Source organism: uncultured Fretibacterium sp. (assembly GCF_938040765.1).
Taxonomy (GTDB): Bacteria; Synergistota; Synergistia; order Synergistales; family Aminobacteriaceae; genus CAJPSE01.
In genome coordinates, this window is record NZ_CALIAA010000267.1 from 1 (window position 1) to 26,081 (window position 26,081).

At 67.7% G+C, this 26,081-nt stretch carries 21 protein-coding genes and 2 pseudogenes; 17 read left to right on the top strand and 6 right to left on the bottom strand.

Annotation, left to right across the window (positions count from 1 at the left end; all coding sequences use genetic code 11):
• Positions 1 to 1,284: hypothetical protein (locus Q0176_RS09415; protein WP_299302042.1), on the bottom strand; the 1,284-nt coding region annotated here is incomplete at its 3' end.
• Between the two features lie 478 nt (positions 1,285 to 1,762).
• Between Q0176_RS09415 and Q0176_RS09420 the strand changes: the two genes are divergently transcribed.
• The 3 genes and pseudogenes from Q0176_RS09420 to trmFO all read left to right on the top strand — a co-directional run bounded on the left by Q0176_RS09420 (position 1,763) and on the right by trmFO (position 5,846).
• Positions 1,763 to 2,011: a hypothetical protein gene (locus Q0176_RS09420; protein ID WP_299302044.1), complete on the top strand. Its 249-nt coding sequence runs from the start codon at positions 1,763 to 1,765 to the stop codon at positions 2,009 to 2,011.
• A gap of 2 nt (positions 2,012 to 2,013) precedes the next feature.
• On the top strand, positions 2,014 to 4,479 hold the full coding sequence (gene topA, locus Q0176_RS09425; RefSeq protein WP_299302047.1) for a type I DNA topoisomerase: 2,466 nt from the start codon (positions 2,014 to 2,016) through the stop codon (positions 4,477 to 4,479).
• Positions 4,472 to 5,846 (top strand): annotated as a pseudogene (trmFO, locus tag Q0176_RS09430) (methylenetetrahydrofolate--tRNA-(uracil(54)-C(5))-methyltransferase (FADH(2)-oxidizing) TrmFO). The gene topA and the pseudogene trmFO overlap by 8 nt, the downstream one beginning before the upstream one ends.
• A gap of 32 nt (positions 5,847 to 5,878) precedes the next feature.
• On the opposite strand, the gene Q0176_RS09435 reads toward trmFO, so the two are convergent.
• Positions 5,879 to 6,439 carry a GNAT family N-acetyltransferase gene (locus tag Q0176_RS09435; RefSeq protein ID WP_299302050.1) on the bottom strand — a complete coding sequence of 187 codons (561 nt, stop codon included), beginning with the start codon at positions 6,437 to 6,439 and terminating at the stop codon, positions 5,879 to 5,881.
• Positions 6,440 to 6,665: 226 nt separating this feature from the next.
• Between Q0176_RS09435 and fic the strand changes: the two genes are divergently transcribed.
• The 14 genes from fic to Q0176_RS09505 all read left to right on the top strand — a co-directional run bounded on the left by fic (position 6,666) and on the right by Q0176_RS09505 (position 20,814).
• A complete protein-coding gene (fic, locus tag Q0176_RS09440; protein WP_299302052.1) occupies positions 6,666 to 7,322 on the top strand; it encodes a protein adenylyltransferase Fic in 657 nt (218 codons plus the stop codon).
• 268 nt (positions 7,323 to 7,590) lie between these two features.
• Positions 7,591 to 9,597 carry an O-antigen ligase family protein gene (locus Q0176_RS09445; protein WP_299302055.1) on the top strand — a complete coding sequence of 669 codons (2,007 nt, stop codon included), beginning with the start codon at positions 7,591 to 7,593 and terminating at the stop codon, positions 9,595 to 9,597.
• Positions 9,598 to 9,612: 15 nt separating this feature from the next.
• The gene (locus tag Q0176_RS09450; protein WP_299302058.1) at positions 9,613 to 10,212 is read left to right on the top strand and encodes a type II secretion system protein; all 600 of its coding nucleotides are present in this window, start codon (positions 9,613 to 9,615) and stop codon (positions 10,210 to 10,212) included.
• A gap of 130 nt (positions 10,213 to 10,342) precedes the next feature.
• The gene (locus Q0176_RS09455) at positions 10,343 to 11,317 is read left to right on the top strand and encodes a helix-hairpin-helix domain-containing protein (RefSeq protein ID WP_299302061.1); all 975 of its coding nucleotides are present in this window, start codon (positions 10,343 to 10,345) and stop codon (positions 11,315 to 11,317) included.
• 2 nt (positions 11,318 to 11,319) lie between these two features.
• Entirely contained in the window at positions 11,320 to 12,504 is a 1,185-nt protein-coding gene (gene gspL / locus Q0176_RS09460; protein WP_299302064.1) for a type II secretion system protein GspL, read from the top strand.
• A gap of 51 nt (positions 12,505 to 12,555) precedes the next feature.
• Positions 12,556 to 13,101: a hypothetical protein gene (locus Q0176_RS09465; RefSeq protein ID WP_299302067.1), complete on the top strand. Its 546-nt coding sequence runs from the start codon at positions 12,556 to 12,558 to the stop codon at positions 13,099 to 13,101.
• Positions 13,098 to 13,700, top strand: coding sequence for a hypothetical protein (locus Q0176_RS09470; RefSeq protein WP_299302070.1), 603 nt, complete (start codon positions 13,098 to 13,100; stop codon positions 13,698 to 13,700). Before Q0176_RS09465 ends, Q0176_RS09470 begins: the two co-directional genes overlap by 4 nt.
• The gene (gene gspC / locus Q0176_RS09475) at positions 13,697 to 14,674 is read left to right on the top strand and encodes a type II secretion system protein GspC (protein WP_299302073.1); all 978 of its coding nucleotides are present in this window, start codon (positions 13,697 to 13,699) and stop codon (positions 14,672 to 14,674) included. Before Q0176_RS09470 ends, gspC begins: the two co-directional genes overlap by 4 nt.
• Positions 14,675 to 14,689: 15 nt before the next feature.
• On the top strand, positions 14,690 to 15,028 hold the full coding sequence (locus tag Q0176_RS09480) for a type II secretion system protein (RefSeq protein ID WP_299302076.1): 339 nt from the start codon (positions 14,690 to 14,692) through the stop codon (positions 15,026 to 15,028).
• A 108-nt stretch (positions 15,029 to 15,136) separates the two neighbouring features.
• On the top strand, positions 15,137 to 17,170 hold the full coding sequence (gspD, locus tag Q0176_RS09485; RefSeq protein WP_299302079.1) for a type II secretion system secretin GspD: 2,034 nt from the start codon (positions 15,137 to 15,139) through the stop codon (positions 17,168 to 17,170).
• A 1-nt stretch (position 17,171) separates the two neighbouring features.
• The gene (locus Q0176_RS09490; protein WP_299302082.1) at positions 17,172 to 18,746 is read left to right on the top strand and encodes an ATPase, T2SS/T4P/T4SS family; all 1,575 of its coding nucleotides are present in this window, start codon (positions 17,172 to 17,174) and stop codon (positions 18,744 to 18,746) included.
• A gap of 23 nt (positions 18,747 to 18,769) precedes the next feature.
• Positions 18,770 to 19,921, top strand: a complete 1,152-nt coding sequence (locus tag Q0176_RS09495) for a type II secretion system F family protein (protein WP_299302085.1) — start codon at positions 18,770 to 18,772, stop codon at positions 19,919 to 19,921.
• Between the two features lie 213 nt (positions 19,922 to 20,134).
• Positions 20,135 to 20,689, top strand: coding sequence for a prepilin-type N-terminal cleavage/methylation domain-containing protein (locus Q0176_RS09500; RefSeq protein ID WP_299302087.1), 555 nt, complete (start codon positions 20,135 to 20,137; stop codon positions 20,687 to 20,689).
• Positions 20,686 to 20,814: a hypothetical protein gene (locus Q0176_RS09505; protein ID WP_299302090.1), complete on the top strand. Its 129-nt coding sequence runs from the start codon at positions 20,686 to 20,688 to the stop codon at positions 20,812 to 20,814. Before Q0176_RS09500 ends, Q0176_RS09505 begins: the two co-directional genes overlap by 4 nt.
• A gap of 68 nt (positions 20,815 to 20,882) precedes the next feature.
• On the opposite strand, the gene lpxK is transcribed toward Q0176_RS09505, so the two are convergent.
• From lpxK to Q0176_RS09525, 4 genes and pseudogenes are all read right to left on the bottom strand, one after another.
• On the bottom strand, positions 20,883 to 22,844 hold the full coding sequence (gene lpxK, locus Q0176_RS09510) for a tetraacyldisaccharide 4'-kinase (RefSeq protein WP_366797410.1): 1,962 nt from the start codon (positions 22,842 to 22,844) through the stop codon (positions 20,883 to 20,885).
• Between the two features lie 134 nt (positions 22,845 to 22,978).
• Positions 22,979 to 23,227 (bottom strand): annotated as a pseudogene (locus tag Q0176_RS09515) (tetraacyldisaccharide 4'-kinase); the annotation flags it as partial.
• Entirely contained in the window at positions 23,224 to 25,029 is a 1,806-nt protein-coding gene (locus Q0176_RS09520) for an ABC transporter ATP-binding protein (protein WP_299302095.1), read from the bottom strand. The gene Q0176_RS09520 and the pseudogene Q0176_RS09515, both read right to left, overlap by 4 nt.
• A 68-nt stretch (positions 25,030 to 25,097) precedes the next feature.
• Positions 25,098 to 26,081: AAA family ATPase (locus tag Q0176_RS09525; protein ID WP_299302098.1), on the bottom strand; the 984-nt coding region annotated here is incomplete at its 5' end.

Genomic DNA, 26,081 nt, shown 5'->3' on the forward strand with positions numbered 1-26,081 from the left:
CACGTGTGAGTCGTTCCCGTCCAAGGTCACCACGACGTAGGGGTAATGGAGCTGCCCGCCCACGGCGTAGGGCTTCGCCTCGAACGTGGAGCCGGCCTCGGCGTTCAGCTGGCTGAATATTTGGCTGCGGTCCACGGCGACGCTGGCGCCCTTCCTGATCCAGAGGGGGTTATAGAAGTAATAGAACACGTAATTGCTCTCCGCGTGAAGCGCCTTCTCCCTAAGACGTCCCCGGCTGAAGGGCTCGGTGTCCGCCAGGGACCCGCTGCCCTGGAAGGACGTCCAGACCCTGCCCAGGGAGCCGCGGAAGTGGTCGCCGGGGACCTTGAACTCCCCGCCTCGGACGATCAGGCTGCCCTCCCGCACGTCCGTGCCGCCCAAATGGTGCGCTCCGTCCAGGGCCCTGGCCTCGAGGCCCTTGTCCCCGGCGTTCGCGAGGTTGGGCGTCCGCACGTCGGAATCTATCGTCAGGGTCCCCTTGCCCGTCTTGACCAGTCGGACAAATCCCTTGCCCGACGGGGAACCATCGAAGTCGTTGTCGAACGCCTCGATCTTCGCCAACTCGTCCCCCATGGCCATGGCCCTGGGCAGCTTGACCTGCCTTTGTCCCAAGCCATGTCGAAGGATCAGCTGCTGCTGGTCGGGGGTGTCGATGATGCCGTACGTGAGGCGGTCGTGCCCCGCGTCCTCGCTTTCGACGAACAGCAGCAGGGGCTGTGCTGCGGCTCCTGCGGAACCCAGGGTCAAGGAGAAGGGGCCGTCGGTTGCGAGGGTGGGGGCGTTCGTCGAGTACGGTGCGCTCAGAATGCCGACCCACCTCTGCCCAAGGGCGTTGTTGGCTGCGCTCAGCACGCCGCCGCGGATCAACGTCCCCCCGCTGTAATGGGTCCTGTACTCCTCCTCCGAGGGGTTGTCCCCGTTCGACCCTCTGACGACAACCTTCCTGCCGGCGTCGGAGCTCACGAGGATCTGGAAGGTTTTGTTCCCCGTGTCGCCGTCGATCGACTTTTGGGCCCTGGGGGCTACGGTCAGAGGGCTGCTGCCCGTACCCGTGAGCTGGAGCACCCGCGCCTTGCCGGACTCGCCCTTGACGGCCCCCTCGAAACGTCCTCCTCCTCGGATGGCGTTGAAGGCGCCGCCGTCGTCCGTGGGCGTCAGGGCAAAATCGGCGCCGTTCGTCGTCCCCGCAGGGACCTCCAGAATGTTTGCCGCGGCCCAGGCGGTCCCGACCGCCAGCGCGCCCGTCAGCGCCAGCAAACCCAACTTCTTCCACTTCCCTCTCAAAACCATGTCCCTCCTTATAAGATTGGAACTCCTTCGCTGTTGAGACATAAAAATTTGTCTCGACAAACAAAACGTGATTCTAACTCGTTACCCTGATGCTTTCAAGCAAAGAAATTTTTTCCGTTTCAACAAACTCTGACAGTTCCGGCGCCGTCATGACATGAATCCGCCGCGGTCGCTGCCGCTCCGCATCCTCGGCGTTTTCGTGCGGAAAAGGGGGCGAAGCTGGCCCGTTGGGGTCCAAATATGGTATAAATACCTCTATGGGACGCGTCGGGCCGCTGTACGCCAGTCGGGCCGCGCCGCCGGAGGCAGCCGCCTCCCGTGGCATCCCGAAGTCCGCGACGCAAGCGTCGTTTGCAAGGAGAAGACCTTGGACAAAACACTCGAAAAGCTCACCAAGCTCACGGGAAACACCCCCTGCCGCCCACGGGCCGCAGAAAACGGAAAGGTCAGCGTCAGGAGGGTCTTTCATCATATGGAATGCCGCTACCTCTCGCAGGAGGCGCGGTCGATGGCCTCATGCCTCATGGACTCGCAGTCCGTGCCCCCCGAGGTGACGGAACGGGCCATTCAGCAGGCCCTGGTCCTGGGGGTCATGAGCGGGACCGCCATCGACGTATCGACCTTCGAATCGCTCTTCGACGCCGTCGTCCTGGACCCGAAGTTCAAGATCCCCTTCGTCGTCCCCGTCTCCCTGCCCCCCTCGGGCGCCTGGGTCTGCTGACGATGTGCGCCGCAAAACGCTCCGTTCCGCCCGAGGCCGAGGCGGCCGAGCCCGGCCAGAAGAAGGCCCCGGCCAGGCGGGGGACCGGGGCCTCCGGAACGGGAACCAGAAGGGCGGCGGCCAAAGCCTCCATAGAAGCCGAGGCCCCTGAAAAAAAAGCCGAGGCCCCTGCGAAAAAGGCCAAGACCCCGACAAAAAAAGCTGCTGTCTCCGCAAAAAAGACCGAGGCCCCCGCACGAAAAACCGGGACGTCCGCGAAGACCGGAGAGGGGACCGGAAAAACGAGGGCCGCGGCGCCCGCCAGGCGGACGCGCACGAGGGCGTCCGCGTCCAAGGGGACGTCGGGGGCCTCAGGGGCCTCGGGAAAGACCCTCGTCATCGTGGAGTCCCCGTCCAAGGCCAAGACGCTCATGGGGATCCTGGGCAGCAAGTACGTCGTCCGGTCGAGCGTCGGACACATCCGCGACCTGCCGCGCAGCCGCATGGCCATCGATATCGAGCACGACTTCGCCCCGGAGTACATCCTGGTCAAGGGCAAGGCCGCGATCAAGAACGAGCTCACGGCGATGGCCCGGTCCGCGTCGAACGTCCTTCTGGCCTCCGACCCCGACCGCGAGGGCGAGGCCATCGCGTGGCACCTGGCCGAGCTGCTGGGCCTGGACCTCTCGGAGAAATGCCGCGTCCGCTTCTACGAGATCACGGCGAACGCCGTGCGCAGCGCCGTGCAGAACCCGGACGTCGTGGACCTGAACAAGGTGGACGCCCAGCAGGCGCGGCGCATCCTGGACCGTCTGGTGGGCTACACGCTCAGCCCCCTGCTCTGGAACAAGATCCGCTACGGGCTCTCCGCGGGCCGCGTGCAGTCCGTCGCGCTCGACCTGATCTGCGAGCGGGAGCGGGAGATCGCGCGCTTCGTCCCCGAGGAGTACTGGTCCGTGACGGTCAGGGCCGCGGCCTCGGGAGGCCGTTCCTACGAGATGAAGGTGGACCGGTGGGAGGGAAAGTCCCTGTGGAAGAACGGGATGCCGCTCCTGATCAAGGACCGGGCCACGGCCGACGCCATCCTGAGCGAGGTCGAGGGGCATCCCATCCGCGTCTCGGAGTTTCGCCTGCGTGAGGGCAAGCGCAACCCGCCGCCCCCCTTTCGCACCAGCACGCTCCAGCAGGAGGCGGCCCGGCGTCTGAGCATGGCCCCGAAGCGCACCATGCGCGTCGCCCAGGAGCTCTACGAGGGGCTGAACCTGCCCGGGCGCGGGCACGTCGGCATGATCACCTACATGCGCACCGACAGCCTGCGCCTCTCGGAGGAGGCGGTCGAGGCGTGCCGCGCCTATATCGCCGGGAACTACGACGCCCCGTACCTGCCCAGGGCTCCCCGCGCCTACGCCGCGCCGGGCCGCAGCCAGGACGCGCACGAGGCCGTGCGCCCCACGGACGTCTCCCTCACCCCCGATTCCCTCGGGGACATCCTGACGCCCGATCAGCTTCGGCTCTACGACATGATCTGGCGCCGCTTCGTCGCCTGCCAGATGGAGAGCGCGGTCGTGGCCAACTCCACGCTCCTGGCGGACGCCGGGCGCGCGGGGATGCGGCAGCTGGGCGAGAGCCTGATCTTCGAGGGCTGGAGCGCCGTCTGGCCGCTCGACCTCAAGGGGAACCGCATGGACAGGGCGGAGGAGGGCGAGTCCCTCGACTTCGTGAGCGCGGAGAAGGAGCAGAAGTTCACCCGCCCGCCCGCCCGCTACTCCGAGGCCACCCTGATCAAGACGCTGGAGGAGGACGGGGTGGGCCGTCCCTCCACCTACGCGACGATCGTCGACACGCTCTTCGGACGCGGCTACGTGGAGAAGAACGAGGAGAAGCGGCTTTTCCCCACGTCGCTCGGCATGACGGTGGACGAGTTTCTCAAGCGGTACTTCGACCGCGAGGACCTCTCCTCCATCGTCGACGCCGGGTTCACCGCGCAGATGGAGAAGGAGCTGGACGAGGTCGAGGAGGCCAAGCGCCGCTGGCTGGATGTGGTGCGCGAGTTCTGGACCGAGTTCTCCAGGACGGTGGAGGAGGCGCGCGGGGCCGACAGGGTGCCCCTGCCGGAGCCCGAGCCGATCGGCGAGGACTGCCCCGAGTGCGGCAGGGCGCTGGTGAAGAAGCGCGGCCGCTTCGGCGAGTTCATCGCCTGCACCGGATACCCGGAGTGCCGCTACACGCGTGCCATTCTGTCCACCATCGGCGTGAAGTGCCCCAAGTGCGGGGAGGAAAACGGCGGGGAGATCGTGAAGCGCCGCAGTAAGAAGGGCAAGACCTTCTACAGCTGTTCCCGCTACCCGGACTGCGATTACATCTCCTGGAACCCGCCCACGGGCGAGAAGTGCCCGGAGTGCGGCGCGGAGCTTTTCAAGCGCGGCAAGACGCGCTTCTGTCAGGCGTGCGGTTATAAGGAACAGGATCAGGCCCCGTCCGATGATTGATCAGGCCCCCGAGCGGTCCGAACGGCTCGCCGGTGTCCGCCGCGCGCCCCTCTGCAGCGTCGTCGGAGGAGGGCTGGCGGGCTGCGAGGCCGCCTGGCAGCTGGCGGAGCGGGGCGTCCCGGTCCGCCTGTTCGAGATGCGGCCCCTCGTCATGTCCCCCGCCCACACGACCGACCGGCTCGCGGAGGTGGTGTGCAGCAACTCCTTCGGCGCGGAGGGGGAGACGGCCGCCGCGGGCATCCTGAAGGCGGAGCTCGCGCTCTTCCGATCCCTCGTTCTGGAGTGCGCGCACGCCTCCCGCGTCCCGGCGGGCGGGGCTCTGGCGGTGGATCGGGAGCGCTTCTCCGGCCTCGTCACGGAGCGCATCCTGGGGCATCCCAACATCGCCCTCGTCCGCGAGGGAGGAGGTGCGCACGATCCCCGCCGGGCCCGCGATCCTCGCCACCGGGCCCCTGACGGCGGAGCCGCTGGCCGGCGCCCTGCGCGAGGCGCTGGGGCACGAATACGTGGCGTTCTTCGACGCGGTGGCCCCCATCGTGACGCGCGAGTCCGTCGATATGGAGAAGGCCTACGTCGCCGGGCGCTACGGGCGCGGGGACGACTACATCAACTGCCCCATGACGCGGGAGGAGTACCTGGCCTTCCACGACGCGCTGGTCCACGCGGAGCGCGCGCTGCCCCACGACTTCGAGCGGGGGATGTACTTCGAGGGCTGCATCCCCGTCGAGGCGCTGGCGGAGCGGGGCACGGACACCCTGCGCTTCGGCCCCCTCCGTCCGGTGGGGCTGGAGGACCCCCGCCCGGGGCGCGGCGGCCGGGCCTGGGCCGTCGTGCAGCTGCGGCAGGACGACGCCGCGGGGACGCTCTTCAACCTCGTGGGGTTCCAGACGGGGCTCAAGTGGAGCGAGCAGCGGCGCGTGTTCTCGATGATCCCCGGCCTGGAGCGCGCGGAGTTCGTCCGATTCGGCGTGATGCACCGCAACACCTCGGTCAACGCCCCTGCGGTGCTGGATGCGCACCTGCGCCCCCTGCCCCTGGGGCGCGGGGACCTGTTCCTGGCGGGGCAGATAACCGGCGTGGAGGGCTATATGGAGAGCACGGCGATGGGCCTGGTTGCGGGGGTGAACGCCGCCCGGCTCCTGAAGGGGCTTTCCATGCCGGAGTGGCCCGCGGAGACGGCCGTGGGCTCGCTGCTGCGCTATCTGCGTGGGGCCGACCCGAGGCATTTCCAGCCGATGAACACGAATCTGGGGATCTTCCCCCCCCTTACGGAGCGGATTCGAAACAAGCGCGAGCGCGCCGCCGCTTTTTACGCCCGGGCCGTCGCCGCGGCGGAGGCGTTTCGGGAGGAACTGGGGCCGGGATAACGGGGGATAACGGACCGAAGGGTCGCCGGAGGTCAGGACCTTCTTGATTCGTCCCATCCATGCGGGGCGGGGTACGGCGGTTTTCCGGGGGCCCGCTGCGCTCCGGGCCGGGCGAACCTCAGGCGCATTTGATACCAGATCGCCCCGCCGTGCTCCGAGCTCGAGATCCCCTCGTTCTCAAAACCAAATTTCGCGTAATAGTGCAGCAGGGGCTCCTTGCAGGTCAGGACCAGCCCCTCCCGGCCCTGGCGTTCGGCGTCCGAGACGACCCTCCTCAGGACCCGCTCGGCGCATCCCCGCCTGCGGTACTCGGGGATCGTGTTCACCCCGAAGATCATCTGCCACCTTCCGCCCTCGTCGTGCAGGGAGGCGTCCGCGTACATCCCGTCGCGCAGGTCGGGCTCGTCGCTGACCATCCCGTTCACGAAGCCGACCAGCCGGTCCCCGTCGAACAAGAGCCAGAAGTGATCGGGATAGACCAAAAGCCTTTCCCGAAGAGCCTCCTCCGTCGCCGCTTCCCCCTGCGGAAAGCATTCGGCCTCGACGGCCGCGACCGCCTTCAGGTCGTCCGGCGTGGCGTTCCTGATCTCCATGAGACGCATCCCCTCCTTGGTCCCCGCCGAAGAAGCGCGGGGAAACACCGTCGCTTGGCCTCATTATAACAACCGGCGGACGGAGTCGGCCCGACTTCCGCGCGTCCCGCCGCAAGGCGTCGCCCATCCTGTTCTGCCGGGCCCCACCCTGAATTTGTTATACTGAACTGCGCGGGGTTTCATGTGCCGTCTCGTGGTATCTATGGCGGGGAGGGGGACGGACATCGTGGTATTGGAGAACAAATTGGGAATAACGGACTCCTCCGAGCTCGCGAGGGAGGAGGAGAGGCTCAGCAAGAAAAAGGCCGTCGAGCTGTTCGAGAGCGGCTGCCTGGACTCGTTGGAGGCGGGAACCTATGCCGCGCTCGCGGAGATTCATCGCCGCCTGTTCGATGAAGTCTACGATTTTGCGGGCAGAATGCGTCGGGTCAACATCGCAAAGGGCAATTTCCGCTTTGTGCCGTCGATGTATCTCGAGGCTGCGCTGCGGACCATCGACAGGATGCCTCAGTCCACCTTCGACGAGATCGTCGAGAAGTACGTCGAGATGAACGTCGCGCATCCTTTCAGGGAGGGCAACGGCAGAAGTATGCGCATCTGGCTGGACCTGATTCTCAGGAAAGAGCTGGGCGTAGTCGTCGATTGGAGCAGGGTCGACAAGGAGGACTACCTGCTGGCGATGGAGCGCAGCCCTGTCAGGGACATAGAGATCAAGCATCTGCTGAAGAGGGCGCTGACGGACAATATCGACGACCGCGCGCTCTGGATGCGGAGCATCGATCACAGCTATCGCTACGAAGGGTACTCCGCCTTCCGGGCGGAGGACCTGCATATAGAAGGTAAGAAGATAGAGCAGAGCCCATTCCATTCACAGAGCCGGTAAAAGGACGAGCGATCGGCACGCTTCGAAGGTCGGCCCCTTCCCCATTCGATGCCTCCCGATGTTCCGCTCCCCAACCCCAAAGCCGAGGCATGTCCGCGCAAAACCGCGTGGCGCTAGAGGCTGAAATACGATAAAATTCTGAGGACGTTTAAGTCAGGTTGGCCTATGGCGCTTTTGTCCGTTTGTCCTTAACATGAAAAAAGGATCTGCGGGCAGAAGTCTTTTGCTTTTTGTTTTTCGAATCCTTGACCAGGACGGTCGAAAGGTTGTGTTCCGTTTGGTGACACCCCGTTCCAATCCGGTCTCCGGAAGAACTGCCGGCGCTGCGTTGAACGCGCCCGTGCCCCTCGTGCCCCCGGCGCTGCTGATCCCCCTGTGGTTCGCCGCTCTGGCGCTCCCGAACCTGGTCTACTCCGGCGTGTCCTTTTACGATACCCTGCACATCATGAAGTGGACGGTCACGGGCGTGCCCATCGCCATCGCGCTCCTCGTCGCGGGGGCGCGGCTGGTCCTGTACGGGCGGGACCGGATCCGCTTCGAGGTCGACCTCTTCGGCGCGCTCTGGGCTGTGCTCCTGCTCTACTGCGTCGCGCAGCCCGTATGGGTCCGCATCTCCTCCTTCACGACGCTCGTGCACGAGCTGGTCTGCTTTGCGGCGGTCTGGGCCTTCTACGTCCTCTCGATGGCCTCCTTCCCCAACCGGGCGATACGGCCGCTCCTCTGGCTGGCCAACATCAATGCGGCGCTCAACGTCCTGTTCGCCGAGCTCCAGATCCGGAACCTCAACGACCTGGCTTTCCTGAGGGACATCCCGGTCCTCGGCGGCCTGTCCGGCCTCGGCTCCCTGATCCTGCCGACGCCCTACAACTACATCGGCAATACCGCCCAGCAGAACATGTTCGGGCTGTGGATGGCGATTTGCGTCATGAGCTCGGTCTACCTCTACATCGCCTACGCGTCGACGCCGGACGGAAAACGGCGGCATCCCGCCGTGACCGCCCTCAACCTCCTGCTGATGGCGGTGAACATCTGGGGGCTCTGGAACAGCACCAGCCGGTCGGGGATCCTCTCCCTGTTGGTGGGGCTGTCCGTTCTGGGGCTGGTCGTCCTGGTCCACTTCGGCAGGGATTACGCCAGGCGCCTGGGGGCGGTGATCCTGCTCTTCGCCGCGGTCCTCGGGGGGGCGATGCTCATGAACCGGGAGCGCGCCGCCGAGCTGGTGGCCAAGACGGTGGACATGGTGCAGGACGCCGGGACGGTCGGGGGGCGACGCGGGATCTGGACGACCTCCTGGACGATGTTCAAACAGCATCCCCAGGGCGTCGGGGTGGGGCAGTTCAAGTGGCACTACCTCGAAGCTCAGCGCGAGGCGTTCAAGACCCACGACTACAATTGGCAGTACACGCACTGGGCCCACAACGAGTTCCTGCAGTGGTTCTGCGAGGCGGGCGTCGCAGGGGGCGCCGTGCTCCTCCTGATGTTCGGGCTGTGGTTCTTCACCTTCTTCGGCAAGGTGTTCCGCAGGGATCTTCTCTCCCCGGAGGTCATCTGGGGCTGTGCGCTCGTGGCCCTGATCCTGTTCAACGCGCTCTGGACGCGGCCGTTCCACCGGATCGAGAACACCCTGTGGCTGGCGTTGGCCTTCGCCGTCACCAACCGGGAGGTCCTGAAGGGGCGTCTGGGCTGGAGGGCGTCCTTCTCCAGCGGCTTCACGAAGCTGCTCGGCGTATCCTTCGTGGCGGCGTCCCTGGTAGGGCTGATCTACCTGGGGAGCGGCATCGAGGGGAACCTTCTGCTGCGTCAGGCGCTCTCCACCCGGTCCGCGACGGTGCAGCGCGGCCTGCTGGAGCGGGCGGCACGGCACCCGATGGTTCGTGAGGAGGCATTGAAGAACCTGGGCTACCATTACTTTCAGGTGGGGGAGCAGACGAACGACGTCCAGACGATGGTCCAAGGATTCAGCCTGTTGTGGCAGCACTTCCTGAGGGAGCCCCACACCGAGGACCTGAGCGCCCTGCTGCAATGGGCGCAGCGATTCCAGCAGGTCGAGACCCTGAAGGAGCTGGTCAGCTACCTCAAGCCTGGGACCTATCGCCTGGAGACGCAGAAAGGGGTGCAGGACAGCCAGGGCAGAACCGTGGATGCGGTGGTGATGGTTCCCGTCCAGAGCTCGGGCGGCATGCACGTCGCCTCGCCGGAGGAGCCCGAGGCGTCCCCCGAATCCGGGGCCACGGGGACCCCGGCCCTGTCGGACGAGGAGCCCGTCTCCCGCTAGCGGGGGTTGAAAATTTTGGGGCGGAGGGGCTTCACGCTCATAGAGATCCTCGTCGTCGTTCTGCTGGCCGGGATGGTGACGACGCTGGCCCTGGCCCCGGTGGTGTTCACGGTCCGGCGCGTCGTCGAGACCCAGGCCGACTACTCCGACGCCGGGGCGCTCGAGCGCACGCTCGCCTTCATCGGAAAGGACGCCGCGGCCGCCCTGCGGCTGGCGCCCATTGCGGTGAAGGTGGAGGATCACCGTGCCCTGGGGGGCGCGGAGGACGACGCGCTTCTCGTGGCGAGCACCGCGCCGGCAAAGCAGAACCTCCCGGCGGGCTGCCTGGTCTACAGGATCGACCGCGGCGGTCCGATGCGCGGGGATACCCCGCCCGGCCTGTACCGCTGGCTGCTGCCGGGGGAGGACATCGCCAAGATCGACGCCGCGAAGCTGCGGGGCGAGACGGGGCAGCTGGTCCTGCCCGGCGTGACGGCCTTCGGTGTGGAGGCGGTCGTCGAATCGGAGCGGAAGGAAGAGTACGAGGGAGAGCTTCCCGCGGGGCTGGTCGTGACCATCGCCAGGGGCAAGGACAAGGATGAGGAGCGGCTCGAACATGTTTTCGTGTACCCGTAGGGCTTCGAGGCTTTGCTCTGAAGCCCTGTCGGGGGGCGCTGCCCCCCACCTCCCCCGGCCGGGGAACAAGTCCCCCGGCGCCCCCATTGACCGTTCCTGCAGGGGGACATTGCCCCCCTGCGGGAACGGTATGAAGGGTTCCCAGGGAGCTCGCTCCCTGGGCGGGGTTCAGGGGCGGAGCCCCTGGCAGGGTTCTGGGCTCGTCGGAGCGCGGCGGCGGGGGTTCGTGCTGATCTCGGTCCTGATGCTGGGGGTCCTGCTCATCTCGTGCGCTTCGGCCTTTGCATGGTTCGTCCGTCTCCAGGTCCGCAGCGCCCTCAGGGAGCGCGTCGCGCTGACGAACCGCAGCATGGCGCAGGTGCTCACGGCCTCCGTGATCGGTGCGGTCTCCAAGCTGTCCGGGGAGACCGATGCGGACAGCCCGCTTCAGGAGTGGTACAAGCCGTTCATCCTGCCCGCGGACGACATGGGGCTCTGGGCGGTTCGGGTGCTGCCGCTCGACGACAAGATCCCTGTCCGCAGCCTCTTCCTGCCGGACAAGAACACCGTCCGGGGCGAGATGAAGCGTCCCTGGGAGGACCTCTGGCAGCGGATGGGACGCCGGGAGCTGGCCGTCCTGACTCTGGACTTCATGGACGCGAACGACAAGGCCCGGGTCGGCGGCGCGGAGCGCGGGAGCTTCATCAACCGCTCGCCGCTCGACATCTCGGAGTTCCTGCTGTTGGAGGAGGTGACCCCCGAGCTCCTCGACGGCGTCCCCGGGCGTCCGGGGCTGGCCGACTTCTGCACGGTCTGGAGCGGGGGCAAGGTCAACCTGAACGTCGCGCCGCAACGGGTCCTGGAGCTCCTGCCCGGACTGGACGCCTCGCTGGCGGACCGGGTGACGGAGTACCGGAGGCGGAACATCATCAGGAGCCTGAACGATCTGCAGAAGATCCCGGGCCTCTCCCCGAAGGTCTCCACGATGCTGACCAACGTCGCGGGCTGCAAGAGCCGCTATTTCTCGCTCCATATAGAGTTCCTGGAGGAGTCCGCGGGAGGGACGGCCTTCGACATCGTCTTCGACAGGTCGGACGAAAGAATCGTCCGTTGGGAGGAGTTATGAACGTGATTCTGAAAGGGACCTCCGATCTCGAGAACATCGACCTCCATCGCGTGGCGGGGGGTGCGCTGCGGCGCGTCTCCGCCGCGCCCCCGTCCCGCCGCGTCCGGCGGGCCGCGGTCCTCGTCCCGATGCGCTCGCTCTCCGTCTCGCCCTTCTCGTTTCCGTTTGGAAGCGTGATGCGGGTCCGGGAGGCGCTGCGGCTTCAGACCCTGCCCTTTTTGTCCTGCGCCCCGGCGGGCGGTATGGAGCTCTTTCCGACGGTGCTGGAGCGGACGCCCCGCAGCAGCAGCGGGGTGGTCTGGTATGCCTCGGCCGCGGAACTCGATTTCCCGGAGCCGCCCGACGGCCTTTCGGCGCTCGTCTGGCCCGCGCCCCTGCCCCTCGTCTCGCAGGTCGGCGGCACGGGCGTGACCCTCTGGGCGGACGAGGAGAACCTCTGTTCCCTGCTGTGGAGCGAAGGGCGCCCCGTGCTCTGCCGCTGGCGTTCCCGGTCCGCGGGAAGCGCGGAGTCCGAGTTTGCCTGGTATGACCGCTATTGCCGGGCCCAGGAGCTGGAGAGGGGCGCTTCCTTCGCCCTGGACGCGACGGATCCGGGGAGCCTGGAGGCCCTGGGCGGGATCGTCCGGGAGAGCCTGGCCCGCTATCCGTGGATCGGGACGGTGAACCTGTCCCGAACGGCCCTGGAGGGGGCGGTGGGGCTCGAGCGGTCCGTTCGTCTCCTGACCCGCGTGGCCGGGTGGGCCCTTCTTCTGGGCATGCTGGTGCTGACGGGGGGCGTTCTGAAGTGGCATCAGGCCCGGGGCGGCGCCGAGGCGGCGCGCCTGCGCTCGGAGGCCCTGTATCGGGAGGCGTTCGACGCCGAACGGACGGGACGGATCGCGAACCCCGTCACGCTGGCGCGCGACCGCATCGCCGAGCTGCGGGGAAACGACGCGGAGGGACGGAGCCTGGAGGACGCCCTGGCGGAGCTCGGGTCCGTCTTCTCGGAGAACCCCAGCATGGACGTGACCCTCGACGTGCTGCGCTATAATGCGGAGGGCCTGGACTGCACCGGTTCGGCCCCGGACATGAGCACCGTGCTGACCTTCCGCAAGGCCTGGGAGGGCCGGGCGGCCCTGTCGCAGCTGGACAATACGCAAAGCGTCCCCGGCCTGGGGTATCGCTTCGACCTCAGGGTGCGATGGTGAGGGCGCGATGGTGAAGGATAGGATGGACGAGATGGCAGCGGCGGTGGAAGCATGACGTTCAAGACGTGGAATTTCGATGTGGGGCTCGGCGCCGCCCGTTCGGTCGTCCGGGGCGAGGTCGCCGGGTCGGTTCGGCTTGTGGCCTTCGTCCTTCTGGCGCTGGCCGTGTGGGTGGCCGTCTCGTGGACGGCGGATTGGACGGCCGCGTCGGCCTCGAGCCTCGCCGTTCAGGAGGGGCGCTACCGGACCCTCGTGGCCCTGGCCGAGGAGTATCGGGCTCTGGCGCCCGCAGCGGGGTCGGGGACGGAGGCCGTCGACGTGCCGACCGTCTTCACCCAGGTCTCCGAGCGCATGTCGCTGGGCAGCCGGGTGAACCGGATCGCGCCCGACGGCAGGAACCAGTCGATCGAGGTGAACCGGCTCTATGCGGAGGAGCTGACGGAGCTGGTGCGGGAGCTGTCCGCGCGCGGCGTCCATTTCCTCTCCTCGGAGATCCGGGCGCTTCCGGCCGGTCAGGAGCGCCTGTTCACGGTCTCCGCGATCATCGGGCCCCTGGGCGCCGAGGGACCGTCCGCGCGGCGGGAGCCCGACCGATGAGGCTCCTGAAGCGGGCGCTCAGGGCGCTGATCCTTTTGGCGGGCTTTCTGGCGGCCCTGTGGGCCTTCATGCCGTGGCGCGAGGTCGGCTCGTTCGCCATGGCCTTGGCGGCGTCCCGCATGGAGCGCCAGGGGATGACCCTGACCTACTCGGGCGTCGAGGATGTGCGGGGAGGCTTCTCCGTCCGGGACGTCACCCTCAGCGGATTCACGCGCTTTTCCTGCGCCTCCATGACCCTGCGGCCCGATCTCCTGGCCTCCCTGGCGCTCCTGGCCCCCGTCTGCGAGGTCGCCTTCTCGAGGGGAAGCCTGACGATGGGACAGCCGATGGCCTTCGGGGACGGGAGGTTCCTCCTCACGGCGTCCCCGACGGAGGTGTCCTTCGAGGAGCTCCGGACGGACGGGGACTTTCGGATTCGCGGCTTTCTGACGCTCGACCTGGGGAGGATGAAGATCGGCCGGGCCGAGGCGGAGCTTCTCGTACCCGAGGCCTTCGAGGAGAACATGGAGACGCTTCGCAACTTCCTGCCCCTGGAGAAGGAGGGGGACGGCCGGTGGTTCCTGCGCCGCTCCCGGCCCGAGGGAGGGTCGGCCTCGTGAGCGCGAATCTGTTGAACGGACTCAGGGGCGGTCTTGGCGGCGCGTGGGCGCGCCTGCGCCGGAGCGGACGCCGCGGTGCTCCTGCGGCTACCGGGCGGACGGGGCCGGAGGGGGGAAGGCTCTATGCCCTGTGGCTGTGGGTCCTGCCCCTGCTTCTGGGCCTGGCCCTGGGCTGGCTGGCGTCGGTTTGCATCGGCATCGGCCTGGACCGATCCGGCGGGGCGAAGGGGCCCGCTCCGGACACCGCGTCCCAAGCCTCCGAGGAGACGGCGAGGCAGATGAAGCGGATGGACGGCTTCCTTGCGGCGAACCCGTTCCGCATCTCGCCGATGGTCACGGCGCCCGAGCCGGCCGCGAGGAGCGCCGACGTCGTGGTCACGGGGTCGCTGGCGACCGCCGTGCTGCGCGGCACGCTTCCCCGGGCCGGGGCGTGGCTGGAGGACAAGGGAAAGCTGAGGCTGGTGCTCGTCGGCACGAGCTTCGACGTCTACACCCTCAAGTGGGTGACCTACCGCGAGGCGGTCTTCGTCAAGGGGGAGGAGCGCGTCGTCAAGCAGCTCATCTACGGAGAGCCGGGGCTTCCCCCCGCGTCGGCCGCGCCCGCCTCGGACGCCGCTCCGGTCAACGTCCCGGTGGGCAGCGTCGTGGCGGCCAAGCCCGGGGAGCAGGAGGGGCAGGTGCCCAGCGGGCTCGTCAACGATCTGGTGCAGAACCCGTTCGACGAGCTCAAGAAGATCCGCCTGAGGCCGATGGACGGGGAGGCGGGGCTCGAGATCCAGTGGATTCAGGAGGACAGCATCCTGAGCCAGCTGGGCGTGCGGAAGGGCGACGTGATCAAGTCCGTCAACGGCATCCCCTTCACCAACATGGGGGATATCGCGAACTCCATCAACTCCCTGATGAACAGCGAGCGCTTCGACGTCGAGGTGACGCGGGACGGGAAGCCGACCGCGCTGCGGTACGTCGTGCACTGAGGCGGGGCGCATCCCTTGGCTTCGCGCCGCGCTTTCACGCTGATGGAGGTGCTGGTCGCCGTGGCGATTGCGGGACTCGTGATCGCGGCAGGATTTCGGCTGATCGGGCTGTCGCTGCGCTCCCTGGCGGAGGTCCGTCTGGAGCGGGAGCTCGCCGTGGCGGCCCGGAGGATCTGGCTCGAGTTCCGCACGAAGGAGGACATGCCGGACAAGGGCGAGAAGGACGGGGTCTCCTGGGAGACGGAGCTCGATTCCGTGCCCGTCGTGGGCGACATGGAACTGCCCTTCAGGAGGCTTCGGGTGACTCTGCGGGGGCCCTCGATGGTCCTGTACCTGCCGCAGCAGGGACGATGAAGATGCAGTATGGAGGATGCAGCCTGCCGTTTTTGTGGAAGGGCCGACCCGAGGACCGGCGAGCGCGGGGACGGAGGCTTCGGATTCCGGCAAGGGGGAACGATTCTTTTGAAAGAGCTTCACGGTAAAATTCACGGTAAATTTCTGTTGGCGCTGCTGACGGTGTCCCTGCTGACGGGCTTCCGTCCCGCCCTGGCCCTGGCGGCCCAGGAGGACGGCGCCCCGGGTGCGGCGCAGCTCTCGGACGCGGAGGAGAAGGACCTGGTCGCCGCGGCCCAGGCCATGCGCAAGGCCGGGCTGGTGCAGTTCAACTTCAAGGACATGGAGCTGGTGAAGTTCGTCCGGTTCATGTCGGAGCTGCTCCAGGAGAGCATCATCGTGCCCCCGGGCACCTCGGCCAAGATCACCATCATCTCGCCCCGTCCCTCCTCATTGAGCGAGGCGCGGCAGATCATGCTGTCCATCCTTCAGGTATACGGCTTCTCGCTGCAGAAGATGGGCGACGGCTACTCCGTCATGCGGCAGGGCGGGGTCAGCCCCTCGACCGGCGTGGGGCGCGGCAAGGGCGGCCCCGAGTACGGAGAGGAGACGGTGACCTACGTCGTCCCGCTGGACTACGTGACCGTGGATTCGGTCGTCCAGGCGCTCCAGCAGGCCTTCGCCCAGACCGTCGTGGTCCTGCCCGTGGGCAACGGGCGCGACGTGATGCTGCAGGGCCGGGCGACGGACGTCAAGAAGGGCGTGGACCTCCTGCGCAAGCTGGACACCCCCTCCAGCGCGCGGTTGAGCCGGACCTTCTCCCTGAAGTTCGGGGACGCGGCGACGGTGGCCGCGCAGCTCAACGCCATCGCCCAGACGGGCGGCCCGCTCCAGGGGCTCTCCGCGGTGGCGGACCCCATGAGCCGGAAGGTCGTCGTCGTCGGGGACCGAGGGGCCATCTCCCAGGCCGCGACGATCGTCAAGGAGCTGGACGTGGACTCCAAGGCGGGCGACTTCCACGTCTACAAGCTGCAGAACATCGATGCGGAGGCGGCGGCCGAACAGCTGGGCAAGGTCTTGGCCGCCTCGGCGATGCTCCAGCCGAACCAGGAGGGCAAGTACCCCCCGACGGTCGTGCCCGACCTGACGACCAACAGCCTGATCTTCGCGGCGACCCAGAGGCAGTACGACGCCCTGAAGAAGGTGCTGGCGGAGATCGACGTCCAGGCCAAGCAGGTGCTGATCCGCGGGTTCATCGCGGAGGTCAACGTGACGAACCTGAACCGCGCGGGGATCGACTGGTCCATCGTCGGCGGCCAGATCTGGGACAACGTCATGCTGGGCGGCATGGGCCAGCTGGGCGAGGGCTCCATCCCCTCCCAGTTCATGGGCTGGTTCTCGGAGCTCTCCAAGAAGCAGGAGCTGATCGAGCGCAACGGGTCCACCTACTCCGTCACGAACTACAAGCCGCTGGCGCTGGTCTACGCCACGATTGATATGCTGAAGAAGTACGACGCGGTGAACGTCCTCTCCGTGCCGCGCCTGATGTGCACGGACAACCGGGAGAGCGCGTTCCAGGTGGGGCAGGTCATCCCGGTGCTGAAGGGCTCCACGTCGGACCTCTCGAACCCCGGCGCGCTCCAGCAGAACTTCGACTACAAGGACACGGGCCTGACCCTGACGGTGACGCCCCACATCCGCAGCGGCAACGTCGTGGCGCTCGACATCAAGCAGACGACGGAGGACGTCCTGACCGCCACGGGCTCGGTGACTCCCGTGACGGCGAAGCGCGAGGTCAAGACCTCGGTGATCGTGGGCGACGGGGAGACCATCATCCTGGGCGGCATCGTCAAGGAGACGGAGAAGTCCCTGCGGCGCCGCGTCCCCGGGCTCTCCTATATCCCGCTGATCGGCAGCCTGTTCCAGAAAGTCTCGAAGGAGAAGGAGAAGATCGACTTCATCATCTTCCTGACGCCGCAGATCATCTCGGACGCCCACCAGATGCGGCAGGCGACCCTTCAGGCCTCGGGCGTCCCCTCGTCGGCGGACCTGACGCTCTCCGAGCCCGTCAGCACCGATCGGGACATCGAACTGAGCCCCGTGGAGACGGAGGTCGACCGCCGGTTCCGCGACCTCTACCGGGACAGCCTCAAGAGGCGCTGAGATGTCCGCACCGGAGACCCTGAAGGAGCCGGAGGCGCTGAGGGAGGAGGTCCGGCCCCTTCCTCCCGCCGAGGCGGCCCCGGCCGCCGACGGAACCCTTCCCCCGCTGCCGGAGGCCTCCGCGGTTTCGGAGCTCCTGCCGGAGGGCATGGGGCTCGACGTGCTGCGCTCCGGGCGGATCGTCCCGCTTCGGGTCGAGGACGGGGTGCTGATCGTCGGCGCGTCGGAGCTCGCGGCGTGGCCGCGGGCCCAGATGCTCGGGGTGGCGCTGGGGTTCCCGGTGGACCTGGAGCTGCGGACCGAGAAGGAGGTCTCGGACCTGCTCCACACGCTCTACGACCTGCGCAGCGTTGCGGCGGACGAGGCCGCGAAGAAGATGGAGGGGATCGACGACATCGACGATCTGAGCCGCGAGGACGTGCTGAGCGACTCGGTGGACGTGCCGGTCATCCGCCTGGTGAACGGTCTCTTCGTCGACGCGCTCAGGCAGCGCGCCACGGACATCCATGTGGAGCCCTACGAGGACGAGGTCCTGGTCCGCTTCCGGGTCGACGGGGTCCTCCAGGACCGGCTTCGCCTGCCTCGGACGCACCAGGCGCCCCTGACGAGCCGCATCAAGGTCATGGCCAAGATGGACATCGCGGAGCACATGGCGCCCCAGGACGGCCGCATCGGCATCACCCTGGGCGACCGCGCCGTGGACATCCGCGTGGGGCTCGTCCCCACCCAGCACGGCGAGCGCATGGCCATGCGCCTTCTGGACAAGGGGCACGGCCTGCTGACCCTCGAGGACCTGGGGATGGAGGAGAACGAGCGCGCCGTCCTGGAGGGCCTGATCCGGCGGCCCCACGGGATGATCCTCTTCACGGGCCCCACGGGCTCGGGAAAATCGACGAGCCTCTACGCCATCCTTCAGGCGCTGGCGCGCCCGGAGGTCAACATCATCACGGTGGAGGACCCGGTGGAGTACGCGCTGCCCGGCGTGGCTCAGATCCAGGTGAACGAGAAGGCGGGCGTGACCTTCGCCTCGGCGCTGCGCTCCATCCTGCGTCAGGACCCGGACATCGTCATGATCGGGGAGATGCGCGACTTCGAGACGGCGCACATCGGCGTGCAGGCGTCCCTGACCGGGCACCTGGTGCTCTCGACGCTCCACACGAACGACTCCATCGGGGCGATCGTCCGTCTGGTGGACATGGGCATAGAGCCCTACCTCGCCGCGAGCTGCATGATCGGGACGGTGGCCCAGCGCCTGGCGCGCCGCCTGTGTCCGCACTGCCGGCACGAGGTGGAGCCGCCCGCGCTGATGGCCCGACAGGGCCTGGAACGGGCCTGGGCTCCCACGGGGTGCCCGGAGTGCCACGGCACGGGCTATCGGGGCCGGATCGGCCTCTATGAACAGTTCGTCGTGGACGAGGCCGTGCAGGAGGCCTTCGTGAACGGTGCCTCGGCCTCGAAACTGCGGGAGGTGGCGCGCGGGAACGGGTTCCGCACCCTGTGGGAGATCGGCCTGTCGGCCGTCGCCCAGGGCAAGACCTCTCCCGATGAGCTGGTCCGCGTGGCCGGCGAGGATTAGCCCGGAGGGCCGACGGGGGAGACATGCCTTATTTCAGCTATTCGGGATACGACGCGAAGGGGAAGCAGACGAAGGGCACGATCGAGGCGTCGTCCTCGGTCCAGGCGGTGGAGCGCCTGACGGAGCGCGGCGTCGTGGTGGTGGACGTGGCCGTGGCCGAGGAGCGCAAGCGGGCCCAGGCGGTCCGGCCGCTCTCGCTTGAGGCGCACATCTTCTTCTGCCGCAGCCTGGCGTCCTATCTGAAGTCGGGACTGCCCCTGGCGGACTCCCTGAAGATCATGGCGCGCCAGACCCGCGACAAGCACATGAGCGCCGCGTTCGCGTCGCTGCTCTCGGCCGTGGAGGGCGGCAGGAAGTTTCACGCGGCCCTCTCGGAGAGCGGCGCGTTTCGGGAGAGCCTGTGGCGCGTCGTGGAGTCGGGCGAGCAGAGCGGCTCGCTGATCTCGGTCCTGGAGCAGGCGGCCGGCCAGTTCAAGCTGGAGGACGGACTGAGGCGCAAGATACGGAGCGCCATGACCTATCCCCTCGTCATGGCGGTGGTCGGGGTCGGGGTCGTCGGCTTCATGCTGACCTACGTCGTCCCGAAGATCGCCGCCCTGTTCCAGGACATGCACCAGACGCTGCCGCTGCCGACCCGCATCCTGATAGCCATGTCGTCCTTTCTGACCTCCTACGGGCTCTGGCTGGCTTTGGCGCTGCTGCTGCTCTGGCTCTGGATGAAGCGCAGCGGAAAGAGGCCGAGCCTGCCCTTCATGCGGGGCGTCCGCGAACGGCTGACCCTGGCCCTGGTGACGTCGCACCTGTCCACGCTGCTGCGTTCGGGGATTCCGCTGGTCCAGGCGCTTCGGATGACGTCCTCGATGGACGCGCACTCGCAGCGCTGGCTGGACGCGGCGGAGCTGGTCAAGGCGGGGCACCGCTTCGACCGCGCGCTGGAAAAGCAGGGGTTCCCGGAGGAGGTCGTCGTCGTCATCCGGGTGGGAGAGATGGGGGGCGAGCTTGCGGAGGCGCTCTCCAACGTGTCGGAGCAGTGCCGGGAGATCGCCCAGGCCAGGATGGAGCGGATATCGACGCTGATGGAGCCGGCGATGGTGCTGATCCTGGGCTTCTCGGTGGGGTTCATCGTGCTGGCGATACTGACGCCGGTGTTTGACCTGGCGGGGATCGTGAAATAATTCCAATTCTACATCACTCGTATACTTCGTTTAAGCAGGCGACCAGCTTCCTGCGGCTGCAAGCCGCAGATGCTGTGTCGATCGCTTACGTCGAAGCGAAGCCTGGTGGCTTCGTCTTCGACGTTGCAGGCAGCCGCCTGATGAAGAAACTAAGCGATTCGCACGGCGCATACTGCGCCGGCTCTCTGCTTATTGTCTACGAATGATTTAGAAATGGAATGGCTTGGGGGGGGACGAAGGACGCGCGTGGGACGCCTCGATAAAACCCAAAAAAACAAAAACGGCCGATCGGCATTCACGCTCATAGAGATCATGATCGTGCTGGCGATCGTCGGCCTGCTGGCCGGGATGGTCGTCCCGCGCATCTTCCGCTACAGGGAGCCTCCGGCCGTCCGGCTGCAGCGCACGGTCGAGGAGGCCTCGAACCTCGCGCTCTCCGGGGTGTCCATCCGCCTGAAGCTTGAGCCGGTCGAGTCCGGCGGACACGGCAGCGTGCGCCGCGGACGGATCGCCGCCGAGGCGCTGACCAAGGCGGAGGACCCCGCCGTCCCCGGTCGGGAGACGCTCGCCTGGTCGCCCGTCAGGCTGACCTACCCCCCCGAGGGCGAGGACTGGCGCCTCGACCCCGAGATCGTTTATTTCTACACGGACGGCTCCTGCACGCCCGCCCGCATCTCCTGGACGCAGCCGGACGCTCCGGACTCGGACGCCGAGACGTTTCTGCTGACCGTCACCGGCTACCTCTTCGAGCAGGAGCGCCGGAGATGACCCCGTCTCCCGCCATTCCGGAGCGGGCGGGGCTGGAGGCCGATATGTCCGTGGCCCTGCCGGTCCATGAGGACGGCGTCATGCTCCGTTCCGCGGGAAAAAATACTCCCTCGACGACCTCCTGACAGGCGACTTCCAGCAGGGACCGAAGGAGAGGGCCTGGACGGGACGGGTCTCCGGAGGGCGTGAGCTTTTATGAAGCGTTCCGCGACGCGCGGGGGACTGAAATCTTAGCCTGATTTTCCCCAGGCATTCCGTCCCGCCCCCGCAGCCTCTCGTAAAGCGCCTCCCGAACCTCCCATCCCGGGGCGGAGGCGGCGTACTCCACCACATCGGCCAGAGCCCCGGGCGCGCCCATGCGCCGTCGCCCCGCCGCGCTCATCCTCGCGAACAGCTCCGGGTCCCCGAGCACCCGCAGCGCACAGTCCGCAAGCGCCTCCGGCGTTGCCTTCACCAGAATCTCCGCACCCCCCAACAGCTTCTTCTGAACCCTCTTGCCCTTCTCGTCGATCGAGACCACGGGGATGCCCAGCCCCGCACAGAGCTGGTTGGCCGTCCCTCCCAGCCCGAGCAGAAGCGTTGCGCCGTCCGCCGCCGTCGCCACGGGTTCGGAGGTGAGGGCGACGCACAGTGCCTCGCGCCTCAGGGCGGAAACCTCGCCGGGCCCGTTTGTCCCCTCGGGCGCCCAGCCCGGGCAGGAAGCGACCAGGCGGGACGCCGAGAGGGTCGGGGCCAGCACCATCCGAAAAGCGCAGGGCCGCGCCGCGTTCAGGAGGACGGCGGCCTCCAGCAGGAGGCGGACGTCCTCATAGGCTCGAGGGCGGCTTCCCGGCAGCAGCAGGACCGTCGGGACGTCCCCCGGCCCGGGGGGCAGCGGAGCCGGGCAGGGCGTCCTGTCCCCGAGGAGGTCCATGATGGGGCTGCCGGCACAGAGCGCGTCGGCCCCGGACCCTCTGAGCTGCGCGGCGCTCTCGGGGTCGCGTGTCCAGGCCCGGAGGACGAGGCGTCGGATCAGGGCGCGCTCCAGGCGCCAGTGTCCGCTCAGATGGACGGTCTTGGCGGTGGCCACGAAGAGCGGCCTGGCCCCGCAGCCCCACAGGGTGTGGAGGAGCAGGTAGACGTCCCCCACGCACAGCGGCGTGCGCACGAGGCCCCGCAGGGCGCCCCAGGCCCGGAGCTGGTCCCGGACGTGGCGCAGCAGCCCGGCCCTCATGTCTCCCCACAGGTCGCGGAGCCGGTACTTCACCACGCCGCCCGACGGCGTGACGGACGGCGCGGAGCACACGGGAAAGTCTGCGGCCCGATAGGCGTCCCCGCGTCCCACCAGGGGAAAGGTCAGGACCTCCGAGGCGGGGAAACGCGTGCGGAGCCGCTTCGCCAGCAGCACGCCGATCGCGTCCTCCCCATATCCGTTCGAGGCCACGACGAGGCGCGGCCTCAGCATGTCGGCCAGAAGGGAGAAGAAGCGGTCCGGCTCGTCCAGGAGCGCGGCCACCCGGGGCACCCGCAGCGAGACCGGCGGACGCCAGTCGGCGGGGAGGTTGTAGAGGTCCTTCTCGGTGCAGGTCAGGAACTCCGCGCCGCACCGGGCCCGTTCGGCGGCAAGCTCCTCCAGATCGTGGCTCCGGTAGCGGTGATGGTCCTTGAATCGGCGCTCGCCGACGACCCGGAGCCCCTCGTCCCTCAGGGACCGGGCGAAGCTCTCCGGGTTCCCGATCGCGGAGAAGGCCAGGACGGGAGTGGCGGGCGCCGGGGACTCGCAGGGGTACAGCGCCCCGTCCCATTCCGCCCAGCCGTCGATCCGGAGCCTGGAGGTGAGGATGCGCTCGGCGGGGACATGGCGCTCCACCGACGCTCGAAGCTCGGCCAGGACCCCCGGGTCGGCCTGGTCGACCTTGGTCAGGACGACGAGGTGCGCCCTCCCGAGGGCGGATATGGGCTCCCGCAGGATCCCCGAGGGGATCAGGGTCCCGTTCCCGAAGGGGCAGGTCGCGTCGATCAGGACCACGTCGGCGTCCCGGCCCAATCGGCGGTGCTGGAAGGCGTCGTCGGCGATCGTGAGCCCGACGCCGCGCCGGCGCAGCTCGCGGACCCCGTCGATGCGGATCGGCGTGATGGCGACGGGGACGTCGGGCAGCCGCTCGGAGAGGAGCAGGGGCTCGTCGCCCGCCGAGTCGCCGCGCTCCGGTCCCCGTTCCCTCCCTCGACGACCAGGACCGTCCCGGACGGGGCCCGTCCCCCGCCGTACCCGCGGCTGACGATGCCGACCCGCACTCCGCGGTCCCGCATGGCACGGGCCAGCATATCGACGAACGGGGTCTTGTTCGTGCCTCCGTAGGTGAGGTTCCCCACGCTGATGACCGGCAGGGGCGGCTCCTCCGTCCGCTTCAGCCCATGCCGGTACAGAAGGTCCCAGAGCGCGACGACGATACGGTTCAGCCAGGACGCGGGCGTCAGGAGCGCCCAGAGCGGCGAGAACCGCTCCCCCCGGACGTGGCGCATGTAGCCGCGGACGATCGCCCTGCCCAGACGGGTCATGGCAGGGCTTCCTTGCCGGTCTCGTCGAACTGCAGGCGGTGGAGCCGGGAGTAGAGCCCGTCCTCCCGGATCAGGCTCTCGTGCGTGCCCTCCTGGACGATGCGGCCGCCCTCCAGCACCAGGATGCGGTCGGCCGTTCTCACGGTCGAGAGCCGGTGCGCGATGACGAAGGAGGTCCGCCCCGCCATGGCGCGGTTCATCGCCTCCTGAACCTGGTGCTCCACGGCCAGGTCCAGCGAGGAGGTGGCCTCGTCCAGGATCAAAATGCGCGGATCGCGGACGACGGCGCGCGCGATGGCGATGCGCTGCCGCTGGCCCCCCGAGAGGGTGACGCCCCGCTCGCCGACCTCCGTGGCGTAGCCCTCGGGCAGCCCTTCGATGAACGCGTCGATATCGGCGATATGCGCCGCCCTGCGGATCGCCGACATGAGCTCGGGGTCGTCGAGAGGGCTGGACTGGGGATCGGAGGGCCGGCCGGGATTGCGGGCCGGCAGTCCGTAGGCGATGTTGAAGGCGATGGAGCCCTTCATCAGCACCGACTCCTGCGGGACGATGCCGATCTGGCGCCGCAGCCGCGGCAGAAGCAGGGTGTCCGCCTCGTATCCGTCGATCAGCACGCGGCCCGAAGTGGGGTCGTAGAAGCGGGGGATGAGGTCGACCAGGGTGGACTTGCCCGACCCGGTCGGACCGACGATGGCGACCCGCTCGCCCGGACGGACGGAGAGGCTGATGCCCTTCAGGATCTCCTGCCCCTCGGTGTAGGAGAAGCGGACGTCCTCGAAGACCACCTCGCCGCGGAGCCGCCCGGGGTCGGTCCGCGCGCGGTCCGTCGATTCCGTGGGGGTGTTCAGCATCGCGAAGATGCGCTCCGTCGCGGCAAGCCCGGTCTGGAGGGACCCCATGCGGCTCATCACGGTGCGGATGGGCTGGACCATGAAGGCGATGTAGCCGATGAAGGCGATCAGCTCGCCGGGCGACAGCGACCCGCCGATCACGCTCCGGCCCCCGAACCAGAAGACGATGGCGAGCGCGCAGATCAGGAACACCTCGATCACGCCGGAGAGCGACGCCTGGATGCGCACGGCGCGGAGCAGCGCCTCGAAGTTCTCGACGTTGCCGCGCCGGAACCGTTCGAGCTCCTGCTCCTCGGTCGCGAAGGCGCGCACGACGCGGATGGCCGAGAACGCCTCGGCGGCGACGGCGGTCAGGTCCGCCAGCCGCTCCTGCACGCGGTGCCCGGCCCTGCGGAGCCGGCGGCCCGCAAAGACCAGAAGCCACCCGACCGCGGGCAGCACGACGATGATCAGCAGGGTGAGCCGCCAGTTGATGAAGAGGATGAAGAGGAACATCCCGACGAAGGTGACGGCGTTGAAGACCAGCTCGACGAAGGTGTTGGTGACGAGGTTCTGGAGCGTCGCCACGTCGCCGGTGATGCGGCTCATCAGCTCGCCGACCCGGGAGGCGTGCAGCGTGCGCAGCGACATGCGCTGCATGTGGTCGTAGAGCACGATCCGGATATCCATCACGACGCGCTGCCCGACGTCGTTCATCAGGTACTCCCGCCCGTAGAGCGTCATGGCCTTGAGGACGAAGATCAGGATGACGGAGACGCAGATCAGGTTCAGGGCGAACAGGTTCTTGGAGATCAGGACGTCGTCGACCACGCTCTTGAAGAGCCAGGGGGGAAGAATGTTGAGCCCCGAGGAAGCGAGCATGAAAAACACCGCTCCCGCGAGGCGGTAGCGGTAGGGAGCGGCGTAGGCGGCCAGCCGACGTGCGGCGCCGGGGTTCTGTGCCGGCATGGATTACCTCCTTGAAAAATATGCAGGACCCGGGGGCTCCGCCCCCAAGCCACCGGCCGGGGATGGAGCTACACTGCCCGGCGCTTCTCCGCGTCGATGACGACGACCCCCGCGGTCACGGCGCGCCGCTCCGTGTCGTAGGGCCTCGTATAGCCCTTCTCCTCCATCTGCTTTTGCCCTTCGAGCCTCAGACGGTCGATCTCCGATTCGCTTAGCGCCAGCTTGAACTCCAGCACGACGACGCGGTGGGGAAAGAGAACCAGGACGTCGCTTCGTCCCCGGTTCGTCGGAACCTCCCCGTGGGCCGTAATCCCCGCCCCGCGGAGGAGCATCAAAAACAGGGAGCGGTACAGGGATTCGTCCCGCTTGATGAAATCCTGATAGGGGATCGAGGCCAGGGCCGTATTGTAGAGCCGGACGGCCTCGGCGACATCCCCGCCGCTCAACGCCCGCCAGAGGTCCGAGCCGATGGAGCTGTAGCTCTCCACGTGGTAGACGTGTTCCAGGTACATGCGGGAGATGGAGTCCAGCACCTCGCGGTTGGGGTAGTCGAGCGTGATGGAGTCCTCCACCCACTTCTCGATGGTCAGGTACCCCGCCTGATAGAGAAAGCTCTCCGGCCGTGCCCGCTCGATCTCCTGGCTTTCCGCGAAGCCGGCCGATACGGTCATGTGCCGGTACGCCTCCGGGTCCCTTATATCGTGCCTCTTCATGTACTCCACGATGAAGGCGGGCGACCCGGAGCTGTACCAGTAGTTCGAGAAGCGGCGGTCGGACAGAAAGCTCAGGATGGAAAAGGGATTGTAGAGCCGCGTCGTGCCGTCGAAGCAGAAGCCGTCGTAGTAGTCCTTCATCCGCTTCAGCAGACCTTCCCGCGTCGTCTCCATCTTCAGGGCCGCGGCATCGATCCAGTCGGAGAAGTCGCCCTCGAGCTCCGCCTGCGTGTACCCGACGATATCGCCGAAGGACTCGCTCGCCGAGATGTCCCGCAGGTTGTTCATGGCGGAGAAGACGCCGGTCTTCGTGAATCTGGAGATGCCGGTTAGCATGAC

What these genes read in the sequence shown, in the direction of transcription:
- Q0176_RS09420 (WP_299302044.1), top strand. Translation starts at nt 1,763, where the DNA reads ATGGAATGCCGCTACCTCTCGCAGGAGGCGCGGTCGATGGCCTCATGC.
- topA (WP_299302047.1), top strand. Translation starts at nt 2,014, where the DNA reads ATGTGCGCCGCAAAACGCTCCGTTCCGCCCGAGGCCGAGGCGGCCGAG.
- Q0176_RS09435 (WP_299302050.1), bottom strand. Translation starts at nt 6,439, where the DNA reads ATGGAGATCAGGAACGCCACGCCGGACGACCTGAAGGCGGTCGCGGCC.
- Q0176_RS09455 (WP_299302061.1), top strand. Translation starts at nt 10,343, where the DNA reads ATGAAGGGTTCCCAGGGAGCTCGCTCCCTGGGCGGGGTTCAGGGGCGG.
- Q0176_RS09465 (WP_299302067.1), top strand. Translation starts at nt 12,556, where the DNA reads ATGACGTTCAAGACGTGGAATTTCGATGTGGGGCTCGGCGCCGCCCGT.
- Q0176_RS09470 (WP_299302070.1), top strand. Translation starts at nt 13,098, where the DNA reads ATGAGGCTCCTGAAGCGGGCGCTCAGGGCGCTGATCCTTTTGGCGGGC.
- Q0176_RS09490 (WP_299302082.1), top strand. Translation starts at nt 17,172, where the DNA reads ATGTCCGCACCGGAGACCCTGAAGGAGCCGGAGGCGCTGAGGGAGGAG.
- Q0176_RS09495 (WP_299302085.1), top strand. Translation starts at nt 18,770, where the DNA reads ATGCCTTATTTCAGCTATTCGGGATACGACGCGAAGGGGAAGCAGACG.
- Q0176_RS09500 (WP_299302087.1), top strand. Translation starts at nt 20,135, where the DNA reads ATGGAATGGCTTGGGGGGGGACGAAGGACGCGCGTGGGACGCCTCGAT.
- Q0176_RS09505 (WP_299302090.1), top strand. Translation starts at nt 20,686, where the DNA reads ATGACCCCGTCTCCCGCCATTCCGGAGCGGGCGGGGCTGGAGGCCGAT.
- Q0176_RS09520 (WP_299302095.1), bottom strand. Translation starts at nt 25,029, where the DNA reads ATGCCGGCACAGAACCCCGGCGCCGCACGTCGGCTGGCCGCCTACGCC.